The following is a 12,581-nucleotide window of genomic DNA, read 5'->3' on the forward strand; positions in this document are numbered from 1 at the left end:
CTCACTCCTTCCGCTTCTTCTGCCGCAGCCGCGCCACGACGTCCTGGAGCTGCTTCAGCTCCTCGTCGGACACGTCCTCGGCCTCGGCCAGGTAGGTGACGAAGGGAGACAGGGAGCCCGAGAGCTGCCGCTCCACGAAGTCTCCCACCACGCCCCGCAGCAGCTCGCCCGCGGGCACCGGCGAGACGTACTGGAAGACCCCTTCCACCTTGCGGCGCGTCAGGTAGCCCTTCAGCCGCAGCCGCTCCATCACCGTCAGGATGGTGGAGCGCGCCAGCCCTTGCGCCTCACCGAAGCGCTCGGCCACCTCGCCGACCGTCGCCGGTCCGTGCTCCGCCACATGCCGGAGCACCGCCAGCTCCTGCTCTCCCACGGGTTTCTTCATCGGGGCCTCGCGTGACGACATCTGTAGTCACGGCGAAAGGTACGCGTGACTACAGTCGTAGTCAAGAGGCCCGCCCGCGAGCGGCCTACAGCGACGCGGGCTGTCCGGGAACGAGCACGCGCAGCCGGGGGTCACCGGCGAAGGCGGCGCGCACATCGGGTTCTTCGGAGAGCGGCTCGAAGGTGCCGAAGTGCATGGGGACGATGAGGGAAGGCCGGAAGTATTTGCGCACGGCGAGCGCCGCGGTCTTGGGGTCCATGCCCCAGCGGCCGCCGCCCACGTTGAGCAGCAGGATGTCCGGGTGGAACAGCTCCTGGATGAGGGCCATGTCCCCGAAGAGCCACGAGTCCCCCGTGTGGTACAGCGAGCGTCCATCCGCGAACGTCAGCACGTAGCCCAGAGGCCGGCCTCCGGCCTCGCTCGAGTGCATGGCGGGCACCACGTGCACCGTCACGTCGCCGAGCTGGAACGTGCCACCCACGTTGACGCTGTGCTGCTGCGCCTCGGGAATCTTCATCGCGCGCAGGTGCTCGCCCGTGGCCACCACGGGCGCACCCGTCGTCCACGCGAGCGCGGGCACATCGTCCGCATGGTCCCCATGGGAGTGGGTGACGAGGATGGCGGTGGGGCGCTCGCGCGTGAAGCGCGTCACGTCCGTCCACGCGGGCGGCGTCTTGGGGTTCCCCTTCAGCCACGGGTCGATGAGCAGCCGTGTGCCTCCGGGCGACACGACCTCGAACGCCGCGTGTCCCAGCCACGTCACCTGTACCGCAGCGCGAGGCGGCGTGGGCGTGGGCGGTGGCGCGGCAACAGCGGCGAGAGACACACAACAGAAGACGAGCCACGCGGGCCCGGACAGGGAAGCACGCATTCGAATCACCTCGCGGAGCACGGCCGCGCGAACGAGCGGCACGAGAGTCCAGCGCTCCAGGAGATAGGCGGGCCGCGGCGTGCGCCGCTTGGGCGTTATTGACGTGCGCGGGCGTACTGGCCCGGCGTGAGCCCCACGATGCGCTTGAAGTGGCGGTTGAGCTGGCTCTGGTCGTAGAGCCCCACCTCCAGCGCGACATCGCCCGCGGGACGTCCCCGCGCGAGCAGCACGCGGGCCCGCGCCACGCGCAGGTGCGTGAGGTACTCGTGCGGTGGCAGGCCGAACTCCGCGCGGAACTGGCGCAACAGCTGGAAGCGATTGAGCCCCACCGCGGACGACAGCGCCTCCAGGCCCACGGCCTCCGCGACGCGTGCGTGCAGGAAGTCCCGCGCGCGGCGCACGGCGGGAAGGTGCCGCGCGTCCCCCGTCTCCAAGGGAGCCTCCTCGGCGTACTCGCGCAGCATCGCCTCGACTGTCTCGGCGAGCGCCGACTCGGCCTCGAGCGGACCCACTCCCGAATCGGAGAGCACGGCGCGGAGCCTCCCCCACGCGGCCTCGGTGTGGCCCGTGCCGCGCGTGAGCACGTCGCGAAACGCGAGGGGCGCGCGCAGGCCCACCGCCCGCGCCGCGTTCTCCACGAGCGAGGGCTCGAACGCGAGGGACAGCGCCGTCACGGGGGCATGCACGCGAAGGTCGCGGTGCACCTCGCCGGGTTGCTTGAGCTTCAGCCGCCCCGGCCCCTGCGTCCAGACGCGCTTGCGGTACCAGAAGTCGAAGGCGCCCGCGTCCGTGGCCAGCAGCGCGTAGCGCGTGGAGTGCCCCGCCCACAGGCGGACGTCCTCCTCCACGCGGGTGACCTCCACGCCAGGCAGCAGCGCGGGACGCCACGTGCGAAGCGAGCCCGCCGCCCCCTCCGCGCATGTCACCCGAGCGCGACCCATGGCGTCAGTGGCGCGCGAAGTCCACGCCCACCCCCGCGCCCGCGCTCACCCCGCGCACCAACGTCCCATCCGGCTGCGGGAAGTGCACCGTGTTGCCCGCGGCCCAGAGGTACAGCGCGGGGAGGATGCGCTGACGTCCCTCCACGCCCACCGAGTAGCGAGGCGCCGAGCCCAGGCCCGTCACCACCACCCGCGCGATGCCTCGCGACTTGCCCCCTGGCGTGCTGAAGCTCAGCGACAGGTCCGCGTCCGTGCGGCCGAAGGCGAAGTACTCCACCGAGCCGCTCGCCACCACCTCCGTGGAGTCCGTCCCCGAGCCACGCGCCATGGAGACCTCCAGGTAGCCGGAGAAGTCCTCGGGCAGGTGCTCGCGCGCCGCGGGCTCCTCGGACAGGCCCTGCGCGGAGAAGCGCGCCAGCTCATAGCCCGCGCCGAAGAAGCCGAACCGGAAGCCACCGCCCTGGCGGCGCCCTTGAATGGTGGTGCTGATCTGCGTCCCCTTGAACGTGCCCTCGAAGGCGAGCCCGAGCAGCCCCCCCACGTCCTGCGCGTCGCCGTTGAGGCGCGCGCCGCCGGACAGCAGGACCCAGGCCCGAAGCCGCTCGCCCTTGTACATGGCGACCTCGCCCGCGATCGACGCCAGCGTCACCTCGGGCGTGACGCCTCCCGCCTCACCGAAGTCATGCGCCGCTGACGCGCGCACCAGGTAGCGATCGAAGCGCTCCGGGTTGCCGCTCACCAGGCGGCCAATGTCCAGGAGCAGCTCGCCAGAGAAGATGCGCGCGGCCAGCACGTCGCTGGCGAGCAACTCCACGCGCGCGGGGCCCGCGGTGAATGCCAGCGTGCCTCCCGCCGGGTGGTAGTCCGCCGAGAGCTGGTTGTCGTAGCGGTTCACCAGGTAGCCGCGCCCCAGGGACTCCTCCAGGAACGGCTCGATGCGCAGGCTCCCGTGGCCGTCCTCATTGCCAATGCGCAGCAGGCGCACCACCTGCCCATAGTCGCTGCGCTCGTCCCAGTCCTCGCGCCGCAGATACGCGCCGTAGTCCTGGTCCTTCTGCTTCGGTGCCTCATCCACCATGCGGAAGCGCAGCGGCGCGCCGAGCATGAACGCGAAGTCCTCGCCGCCATCCACGCCCAGCGAAGGATAGGCGTAGGCGAACAGGTCCTGCTTCCCGCCCCGAGTTCCCGACGGGAAGCTCAGCGGCCCTACCTCCAACAGCGCGCGGAAGCCGAGGCCCCCCTTGGAGCCTCCGCTGGGCTCGCTGGGCCAGCTTGGACTCTCGCTGGGCCCGTCGTGGTCCGGAACCGGATCGACTTGGAAGGGAGGGTTCGGATCGTTGGGGACCTCTTGCACCGAGGAGGACTGGGTGTGAATCAACGCGAGGAGGGCAATGAAGGGGGCGGCGCCAGTCATTGACGTGCACTCTACCCGCCCCTCTGGAGCAACGAAGAAGCCGAACGCGCCTTCGTGTGGGAGGCCGCGCCACACCCTGCTCGCAACCAGGCGAGCAGGCTCGACTCCGCGCTTCACCCCACGAACACGATGTGCTTGCCGGTGGCGACGGTCATGTCACGGGACGACACCACCTGCGCCACCTTGCGCGCCTCATCGCCCACGGTGTCGAAGGCCGCCGCGATGAGGTCCCCCAACGTCACCTGCACCCGCCGCACTCGCCGCCCCGCGCCCGTCATCGCCCGCGCCGTCCCCACCTTCACCTGCCGGGCCTTCCGACGAATGACCTGACCACGCTGCTGAGCCTTCGCCATGCTCGCTTCTCCCTAGGTTGAGGATTGCCGCCCTGCTGCCCGGGGCAGCGAGCAACGCCCGTGCCGGTAGCCAACCCCGCGTGCTCGCAGGGAGTGGCGTGGAACGACCCGCCCGGGGCCGTCGGAGGACTGGCATTTCTTCAGGGCCCCCAGGCGCAGGCGCCGTCACGTCCCCGACAGGGAGGCGACGCCTCGGGCATGGAAGTGAGCCGCGAACGACACGTCCTGGGGCACACGCGCCAGCAGAAGCGAGGCGCGGGCCGCGAGCAGGACGCGAGCTACTTGGGCGGCGGGGACAGGACGAGGATGAGCTCGCCGCCCACGTGCCGACCGGCCTTCTGGTACACCGAGCCCTGACGGCCCAGTTCCACGTCCAGCGACGACTGCCGCGGGATGTCCACGCGCACCGTGGCGATGCCGCCCTTCATGGCCAACAGCTTCAGCGAGGCGTTCACCCCGTTGGGGAGCTTCACCTCGGTGGCCTTGTCGGTGCCCACCTCCAGCACCTCCTGGGACAAGCGCTTGAAGGACGTGAAGCTGAAGTTCTGCTTCTGGAACGTCTCCTTCATCTTGCTCAGCTCGGCGGGCTCCACCGCGGTGCCCTTGTTGGAGGCCAACACCACCTCCACCTGCACCTTCACCTTCTCATCCTGAGCGCGGGCCGCGCCGGGCGCGACCACCAGCACCAGCGCGCCCAAGAGGGCCAGTCCCGCCACCCCGTGCATTCTCATAGTGCTCCTCCGGTGGGGCGTGGCGCCCCGGGACCCGCGGGCTTCGCCGGCGTCGCGCCCGGAGCCTGGGTATCCGGCTCCATGCCCAGCTCCTCGCTGTCCGCCTCGTCGCGCGGCGGACGAGCGCCCCCGCCATTCGCGTCGGGGGCCTCCTGCTCATCTACCATCCAGATGATGGAGCCGCCGTTGTCCGTCTCCATCACCACCGGCGCGACGTGGGCTCCCGCGTAGGGCTGGATGGCCTTCACCGTCATGCGCTCGCCGGCGTAGCCCACCGGGGCGCGCTGCGAGAGCAAGAGGGGCAGCCCCACCAGCACCAGCACGGCGGCGGTGGCCAGCGAGGAGAGCATCGCGGTGCGCTGGTAGAGGAACATCTCGGAGAGCGCCAGCCTGAGCCGCTCCAGGAGCGGCGGCTTCTCCGGCGTCACCCGCGCCATCACCTTCTGGGCGAAGTCCTTGAAGTCGACATCGTCCACCGCCATGTCCAGGCCCACGCGCAACAGGCCCGACTCCGCGCGGAGATCCGCCGCGCGGCCCGTGCAGTCACGGCATGCCGTCAGATGACGCTCGACGGTGACGCGCTCCGCGGGAGGCAGTTCTCCGTCGATGTAGGGGGACAGGAGCGGGATGAAGCGCTCGCACGCGGGATTTCCGGCCATGGATTCACCCTGCTGAATCAGTGAAGGTGCCGCGGTGAGACGGGGGCGCTCCCCGCATATTCGACGCCCGCTCACTCACCGCCCACCCCGCTCTTCGCCTCGTCCAATTCCAGGTAATCGCTGAGGATTTTCTGCACCTTGGCGCGGGCATGGAAGAGGCGGCTCATCACCGTCCCCTTGGGAATGTCCAGGGTGCGGGCCAGGTCCTCGTAGGACATGCCCTCGATCTCCCGCAGCAGGAGGATGGCGCGGTGCTTCTCCGGCACCGTGGCGAGGGCCTCCTGAATCTTCTCGGCCAGCTCCTTGCGGAGCGCGCTCTTCTGCGGATTGGTCCCCAGCCGACTGCCCAGCGCGCCGATGCGCGCCTCGGACAGGTCCACCGCCTGCGTCTCATCGAACTCGACGGGGTCTCCCCCACCCCCGCGACGCTTGCGCAGCACGTCGATGCAGATGTTCGAGGTGATGCGGTAGAGCCACGTATAGAAGGAGGCGTCGCCCTTGAAGTGGTCCAGGTACTTGTAGACCTTGACGAACGCCTCCTGGGAGACGTCCATCGCTTCCTCCTTGTCCTTCAGCATTCCCAGCGCAACGGCGTACACCTTGCGCTGATAGCGCTCGACGAGGAGCTTGAAAGCGCGCTGGTCCCCGCTACGGACGCGCTTGACGAGTGTAAGGTCGTCGGTGGCCAACTTGTGCGGCACCGTACCACAAGCCTGCTGCCGCCCAAGCGAATCACGCGGCCCCGCGCCACCATGCCCCCGGTACCTTGGGGGGCGAGCCTGGGGGCGCCCTCCGAGGGCGGGCCTAGAGGCTGCTGATGAGGGCAACCGCAACCAAGGCGATGCCCACGAGCGCCAGCATGGCCCCGAAGGCCATGCGTTCCCACCTCGCCTGCGTCACGGCCCCGTCCTCCTCGGGGCCGGCGCGGAAGCGGTGCAGCACGTTCCACAGCATGGGGCCGCCGAGCTTGCGAGCGCTGCCCTGGCGCGCACTCGGGTCGGCGGGCGACGGGGAGGCATCGAAGCGGTCGCGGCGCTCCAGCGGCACGGACGCGCCCAGCCCGCGCGCGAGGTTCGCCGCGGCGAGCTGGCCCGCGGTGAGGCCGGGCGGCTCGAAGCGCTCGGGGCCTCGCTGCTCCACCGCGGGGCGTTCCCGGGCGGGCTCCTCACGGGGGGGCGCTTCCTTCTGCGGCACGAAGGCCGCTTCCGAGCGCAGCACCTCGGGAGGCGGCTCCAGGCGGACGGTCTCCGCGCGCTGGCGCGCCTCCTCGGGGCTGTCCGCGTCGAGCACCCACAGCGCCGCCGTCACGCCGTCCTGCCCCGTGTCCGCGTCGTGGAAGGTGGCGAAGCCCTGGTCGTCCAGCGCCTCGCGGAACGCGGCGCGTGCCTCATCCTGGGGAGGGTGCGCGGCGGCGGCCTCCGCGTAGGCGGCGAAGAAGGACCACAGGCGCGCCACCCGCTCCGAGGACGGCAGCGACGCGGGGCTCAACCGGGGCGCGAGCAGCGCGGAGTCCGAGGCGAAGCGGCCCGCCAGCGACTCCTGCCCCTCCAGGCCCTCCAGCCCCGGGGGGAGCAGCTCGCGCACGTCCAGGACGGGCTCGCGCGCGGTGGCGCCCAGCGCGGGGCGAGCGCCCGAGGTCCCGGACTTCGACAGGAAACCATCCGCGACCGGCTGGGGCTCCGGCATCGGCGCGCCCCCACCGCGAGGGCGCGGCGTGGCGGGTGACTCTCCGGGCGGCGAGACGCGGACGCCGCGAGTCCCCTCGGAGATGCGGGACGACATGGGAGCTGCCTCGGTGGCGGGGCGCGCGCGGCCGTCCTGGGGGCCGTCGTCCCCGAGGGTGCGGCCCCCCTGTCCGCGTGGCGAGCGCCCCGGCCCGCCTGACTTGGGCCCTCGGAAAGCGCCGCCGTCCTCGGAACCGCCCTGTTCACCGGTGGACATCCGCCCATCGGAAGGACCGTCCGAGCCGGAGCCCTGCCGAGGCTCGCCCGGCCGGCCCCGAGGTCCCTTCACATCACCGACGTGTCCCATGTCCCCATTCTCGCTGAGTCGGCGGCGCCCGTTGCGGGAAGTTCCACGGGCCCCTCGCTACGCGAGCCGGACGCCCGTGAGCCGCGAGACGATTTGGAGACAGGCGCGGAGGGCCGGTCCCGGCGGCGCGAGGGGGCGCGCGATGGTCAGCGCCACGCGCCGCTGCTCGCCCACGAGCGGGCGGTAGACGACGCCCTTGCGACTGAAGGTGCGGACGGACTCGGGGAGGATGGCCACGCCGATGCCCGCCACCACCAAGCTGACGATGGTGTACCACTCGCTCGCTTCGGTGACGAAGGTCGGCGTGAAGCCCGCGCTGGCGCACATGGCCATCATCGCGTCGTGCAGGGGTGGCACGGGCTCGCGGGGAAAGCCGATGAACGGCGCGTCCGCCAGCGCCTCGACCGGCACCTTCGCGCGTCGCGCGAGGCGGTGGTTCGAGGGCAGCACCACCACGAGGGGCTCTTCATACAGCGTGTCCACGCGGATGCCCGGCGCCGGGATGGGGCCTCGCACGAAGGCCACGTCGAGCTGACCGAGCCGCACCTCTTCCAACAACGTCACGCTGTCCGCCTCGCGGAGCACCAGGTGGACATCCGGGTGCGCCTGACGCAGGCGGCGCAGGACCTCCGGCACGAGCGCGAAGGCAGCGGGACTGAGGAACCCCACGCGCAGCAGCGCCACCTGGTTGGCGGCGGTGCGCTGCGCGGCATCCGCGGCGTGGGAGAGCTGCGCGAGCGCGCGACGCCCGGTGTCCAGCAGCGCGGCCCCCGCGGGCGTGAGTTCCACGCGGCGGCGATCTCGCTTCAGCAACTGACAGCCGAGTTCCTCCTCCAAGCGACGGATGTGCTGACTGAGCGCGGGCTGGGCCAGCCGGAGGCGCTCGGCGGCCTTGCGGAAGTGGAGCAGCTCCGCGACTGCGATGAAGTACGCGAGGCGGCGGGAGTCGAGGGTCGGTGAGAGCATTTCGTTATCACAGGCATCAAAGCCGATATTGGACCCCCATGCGCGCCCTTGCTCTAACGGCGCCATGATTCAGGCCGCCGCGTCCGCGCTGCTGATGCTGTCCCTGTCCACCGCGACTCCGCCTCCCCCGTCGGAGCCCCCAGCCGCTCGCTACGAGCGAACCGCCTGCGCCGACGAGGTCGCGAAGGACGAGCCCATCGAGTGCGGCGTGCTGACCGTGCCGGAGAACCGAGGCAAAGCGGGCTCTCGGATGATCCAACTCCCGGTGATGCGGCTGCGCAGCCGCGCCGAGAAGCCGGGCATCCCCTTCGTGTTCCTCCCGGGAGGCCCCGGCGTCAGCGCGGTGGACCACCAGCGCTCGGGCAAGGCGAACCCCATCGTCGAGGAGCACGACTTCATCCTCTTGGAGCCGCGAGGCGGCAAGCACGCGAAGCCCAACCTGGAGTGCCCGGAGATCAACGCGCTCACCGCGGAGGCGTCCGCGGGAAGGCTGCGCGGCAAGCAGTTCGTTGAGGCGATGGCGGGCGCGGCGGGGCGCTGCCGTGCGGCGCTCACCGGCGCGGGCGTGGACCTCGACGGATACACGACGGAGGCCATCGCCGATGACCTCGACGACCTGCGGCGGGCGGTGGGCATCGAGAAGTGGAGCCTCATGGGGCTGTCCTATGGCACTCGGCCAGCGCTGGAGCTGATGCGCCGCCACCCAGAGGGCCTCCAGAGCGTCATCCTGGATTCGGTGTTCCCGCCCGACGTCGTGTTCGATGAGCACCCGGCCAGCAATCTGCTGCGCTCGCTGAACCTCGTCTTCGACGGCTGCGCGGCGGACCGTGAGTGCGGCGCCGCGTATCCGCAGCTGCGCGCGCAGTTCGCTCGGCTGATGACCAGCGCGGACGCGCGACCGCTGGCGCTCGGGCTGGACCTGTCCATGTCGGGAGGACACCCGCTGGAGATCCGCGGCGCGCAGGTGGCCGATGCACTCGCCACGGGATTGCATCAGCGCGACACGATTCCCCGCTTGCCGCGCATCATCTCCCGCGCCGCCTCGGGCCATCCGGAGGAGCTGGCCGCGCTGGTGAAGGACACGCAAGGCCCGTCCAACTTCACGTGGGGGCTGCGCATGTCCGTGACGTGCGCGGAGGAGAATCCCTTCGCCAACGTGCCTCGCGCCACCGCGCAGCTCTCGCCCGCGATGGGGCTGGGAGGAATCGATGGGCGCACGGTTCCGACCGAGGTGTGCCGCGCATGGAATGTCGCCCCCGCGCCCGCTCGCGTGAAGGAGCCCGTCCGCAGCGACATCCCCACGCTCATCTACGCGGGCGAGTTCGACCCGGACACGCCGCCGGACTGGGGGCGTCAGCTCCTGGAGACCCTGCCCCATGCGTACTTCGTGGAGATGCGCGGCCTGAGCCATGGCGCGGGCTTCAACCTCTGCGGCAGGGACATCACCCTCGCCTTCCTCCGCGACCCGACCCACGCACCGCCCGTGGGCTGCGCCCTCCAGCTCCGAGGCGCCGACTTTGGCCAGAGCGCGAAGCCGCCCCCTCCGAGCCCTTGAGCCATACGCCCGCGTGGGCCCATGCATCGCATGGGCGTGGCGCCATCTACGCCCGATGCCCCCGCCCCTTGCTCGGGCGTGGCTCCGTCACCACCGGATGAGGGACAGCATCCGCAGCGTGCGCGGAAATGGGATGGCGGGTTCCCATTTCCGGTCGTGTCCCCAGTCATGGGAGTACGCTCTGCGTCTATCGCGGAGCCTGCGGGTCCTGGCACTGTCGTTGCTTCGCGGGACTCGTCCCCTGGCACGCTGACCACGACCCATGCTCTGGATGGAAGTCCGTCGCGCCCTTCGCTCGATGGCTCGGGAACGAGCCTTCACCGCCGTCGTCGTGCTCACGCTCGCGCTCACCATCGGCGCCACGTCCGCGGTCTTCAGCGTCGTGTATCCGGTGCTCTGGCAGCCCCTGCCCTACCCGGACGCGAACCAGCTCGTCCGCCTCTTCCAGACGACGACACCGGGCGCGGGCGCGGGGCCCCACAAGGACCGCACGCGCGTCACCTCTCCCGTGTGGAGCGCCTGGCGCGAGCGGGCTCGGAGCGTCTCGGACATCGAGGGCCTGCGCGCGGAGAAGCACGTCCTCGGCGGCGCCGGGCTCGACGCGCGATTGACGGTGGGAAGAGCTTCCGCCGGGCTGCTTCCCATGCTCGGCGTCCTGCCGTCACGGGGCCGCCTCTGGGGCGCCGACCTGGAGGTACCAGGACGTGACCGGGAGCTCGTCCTCACGCATGCGGCGTGGCAGCGGCTGTACGGCGGAGACCCCGCGGTGCTCGGCCAACACCTGCTGCTCGATGACGTGTCACACACCATCGTGGGCGTGCTGCCCGAAGACTTCCGCTTCGAGCCGGATGTGGAGGTCTGGAAGCCGCTGGCCCTGGACCTCCTGCATGAGCAAGAGAGCGTGCTGCGCGTCGTGGGACGCCTGCGCCCAGGGGTCTCTCGGGAGCAGGCCCAGGCGGAGCTGCAGTCCCTCGCGATGGACACCCCGCACGTGGCAGGGGTGACGATGATGGGCATCAGCGTGGAGCCCCTCCACGCGCTCTGGGTCGAGCAATCCCGCACACAACTCCACGTCGCCAGCGGAGTGGCGCTGCTGCTGCTCCTGCTCGGCTGCGCCAACCTCACGAACCTCCTGCTCGCCCGCGGAAGCACGCGGCTGCGAGAACTCGCGGTGCGCAGCGCGTTGGGCGCGACCCGCGCACAGCTCGTCCGACAGGTGTTCGTGGAGAACCTGCTTCAAGCCCTGTTCGGCGGCGCGCTCGGGTGGCTCGTCGCGCTCTGGGGTCGCGGACTGCTCCAGGCGTTCATCCCACCGCAGCTCGTCACCGGTCCCGACCAGGGGCCAGTCGTCCTGGGCATCACCACCGCGACATCCCTGCTGACGGCGCTGCTGGTGGGCATCCTCCCCGCGCTCCATGCTTCACGCGGTGGGACAGTGCTCGGCCCTCGGAACCTCGGGGCCTCGGGTGGCTCCTCCGTGGGCTGGGTGCGCTCGGTGCTCGTCATCACTCAGCTCTCGCTGGCGATGGTGCCGCTGGTGGGCGCGGGCCTCATGCTGCGCAGCCTCTGGAAGCTGCAGGACGTTCCGCTCGGCTTCGAGTCTCGGCAGGTCACCGTCGCGGAGGTGTTCTTCCCGCTGGAGAAGTTCCCGGACTCGTCACGCCCTCCCGTGCTCGCGAGGGAACTGACCGCGCGCCTGGAGGCCGTGCCCGGAGTGAGCGCCGCGGGCATCACCAGCGCACTGCCGTTCTCCGGCGAGGTGTGGCGCGAGACCACGGGGGTCCGCGTCCAGGGCACGCCGGAGCCCGAGGGCGCGAGGCCCCGCGTGGGATTGCTCGTGGCCAACGCGGGCTACTTCCAAGCCCTGGGGCTGCCCCTGAAGCGAGGGCGATGGATGCGCACGACGGACACCGCGGATCAACCGCCCGTCGCCCTCATCTCCGAGTTCTTCGCGCAGCGGCACTTCGCGGGACAGGAGCCCGTGGGGGCTCGGCTCTTGCTCGACACGGACCGCGACGGCGGCCCCCCCGTGGCCCGCGAAGTGATTGGCGTGGTGGGCGACGTGCCCATGGTGTCGCGCACGGAGGAGCGCTCCGGCGACGTCTACCTGCCGCTGGAACAGGACATGCGCAAGAGCCTCCAGCTCGCGGTGAAGTCCTCGCTGCCCGCGCCGGCGCTCCTCGCGTTGATGCAGCGCGAGGTGCGCAGCACGAGCCCGGAGCTGAGGCTGCTCAAGGTGCGGGCCTTGGACGAAGTCGTGGCGGACAGCGATGCGCGCATGCGAGTGCTGAGTGGACTCTTGGGCGCCTTCGCGGGGCTGGGGGTCGTACTTGCCGCCGTGGGGCTGTATGGGTTGCTCGCGTTCTGGGTCTCGCAGCGCACGCGAGAGCTGGGCATTCGCGGCGCCCTCGGCGCGACCCCGGCGGACCTGCTGCGTGGCGTGGTGAGCCAGGGGATGGGGCTCACGAGCATCGGCCTGGGCGTGGGGCTGGTGGCGGCGGGGGCGCTGTCTCGCGCGCTGGGCGCCTTGCTGTACGGCGTCGCTCCGCATGACCCGCTCATCTTCGTGGGCGCGCCCGCGCTGCTCCTCATCGTCGCGCTCGCCGCGAGTTGGTGGCCTGCCCGCGCCGCGACCCGGGTGTCTCCGCTCGAGGCGCTTCGCCGCGACACCTGAG

Annotated in this window: 12 protein-coding genes; 2 read left to right on the top strand and 10 right to left on the bottom strand. The window is 71.2% G+C overall.

From position 1 onward, the window contains the following. Position 1: 1 nt before the first annotated feature. The 10 genes from KRR26_RS29110 to KRR26_RS29155 all read right to left on the bottom strand — a co-directional run bounded on the left by KRR26_RS29110 (position 2) and on the right by KRR26_RS29155 (position 8,351). Positions 2-385, bottom strand: a complete 384-nt coding sequence (locus tag KRR26_RS29110; RefSeq protein WP_120209096.1) for a BlaI/MecI/CopY family transcriptional regulator — start codon at positions 383-385, stop codon at positions 2-4. An 85-nt stretch (positions 386-470) separates the two neighbouring features. Beyond that, positions 471-1,256, bottom strand: coding sequence for a metal-dependent hydrolase (locus tag KRR26_RS29115; RefSeq protein ID WP_147423036.1), 786 nt, complete (start codon positions 1,254-1,256; stop codon positions 471-473). Positions 1,257-1,351: 95 nt separating this feature from the next. Further along, entirely contained in the window at positions 1,352-2,197 is an 846-nt protein-coding gene (locus KRR26_RS29120) for a helix-turn-helix domain-containing protein (protein ID WP_217081399.1), read from the bottom strand. Positions 2,198-2,201: 4 nt separating this feature from the next. Continuing rightward, positions 2,202-3,611, bottom strand: a complete 1,410-nt coding sequence (locus tag KRR26_RS29125; RefSeq protein ID WP_217081400.1) for a hypothetical protein — start codon at positions 3,609-3,611, stop codon at positions 2,202-2,204. A gap of 113 nt (positions 3,612-3,724) precedes the next feature. Next, positions 3,725-3,964, bottom strand: coding sequence for a chaperonin (locus KRR26_RS29130; RefSeq protein WP_120209092.1), 240 nt, complete (start codon positions 3,962-3,964; stop codon positions 3,725-3,727). A gap of 278 nt (positions 3,965-4,242) precedes the next feature. Then, positions 4,243-4,695 (bottom strand): hypothetical protein, encoded by a 453-nt coding sequence (locus tag KRR26_RS29135; protein WP_120209091.1) that lies wholly within the window; start codon positions 4,693-4,695, stop codon positions 4,243-4,245. After that, positions 4,692-5,354, bottom strand: coding sequence for an anti-sigma factor family protein (locus KRR26_RS29140; protein WP_120209090.1), 663 nt, complete (start codon positions 5,352-5,354; stop codon positions 4,692-4,694). Before KRR26_RS29140 ends, KRR26_RS29135 begins: the two co-directional genes overlap by 4 nt. Before the next feature lie 71 nt (positions 5,355-5,425). Continuing rightward, complete coding sequence (locus KRR26_RS29145) at positions 5,426-6,043, bottom strand: RNA polymerase sigma factor (RefSeq protein WP_120209210.1); 618 nt, start codon at positions 6,041-6,043, stop codon at positions 5,426-5,428. Positions 6,044-6,158: 115 nt separating this feature from the next. Further along, a complete protein-coding gene (locus tag KRR26_RS29150; protein WP_120209089.1) occupies positions 6,159-7,136 on the bottom strand; it encodes an Immediate early protein ICP0 in 978 nt (325 codons plus the stop codon). A gap of 306 nt (positions 7,137-7,442) precedes the next feature. Continuing rightward, positions 7,443-8,351 (bottom strand): LysR family transcriptional regulator, encoded by a 909-nt coding sequence (locus KRR26_RS29155; RefSeq protein WP_158611549.1) that lies wholly within the window; start codon positions 8,349-8,351, stop codon positions 7,443-7,445. Positions 8,352-8,415: 64 nt separating this feature from the next. On the opposite strand from KRR26_RS29155, the gene KRR26_RS29160 reads away from it, so the two are divergent. Together KRR26_RS29160 and KRR26_RS29165 are read left to right on the top strand one after the other, a co-directional pair. Then, positions 8,416-9,906, top strand: coding sequence for an alpha/beta hydrolase (locus KRR26_RS29160; protein WP_217081401.1), 1,491 nt, complete (start codon positions 8,416-8,418; stop codon positions 9,904-9,906). Positions 9,907-10,177: 271 nt separating this feature from the next. After that, positions 10,178-12,580, top strand: a complete 2,403-nt coding sequence (locus KRR26_RS29165) for an ABC transporter permease (RefSeq protein WP_268905901.1) — start codon at positions 10,178-10,180, stop codon at positions 12,578-12,580. The last annotated feature ends 1 nt before the right edge of the window (position 12,581 follow it).

Origin of the sequence: Citreicoccus inhibens, from assembly GCF_019039035.1 — a bacterium.
GTDB lineage: Bacteria > Myxococcota > Myxococcia > Myxococcales > Myxococcaceae > Citreicoccus > Citreicoccus inhibens.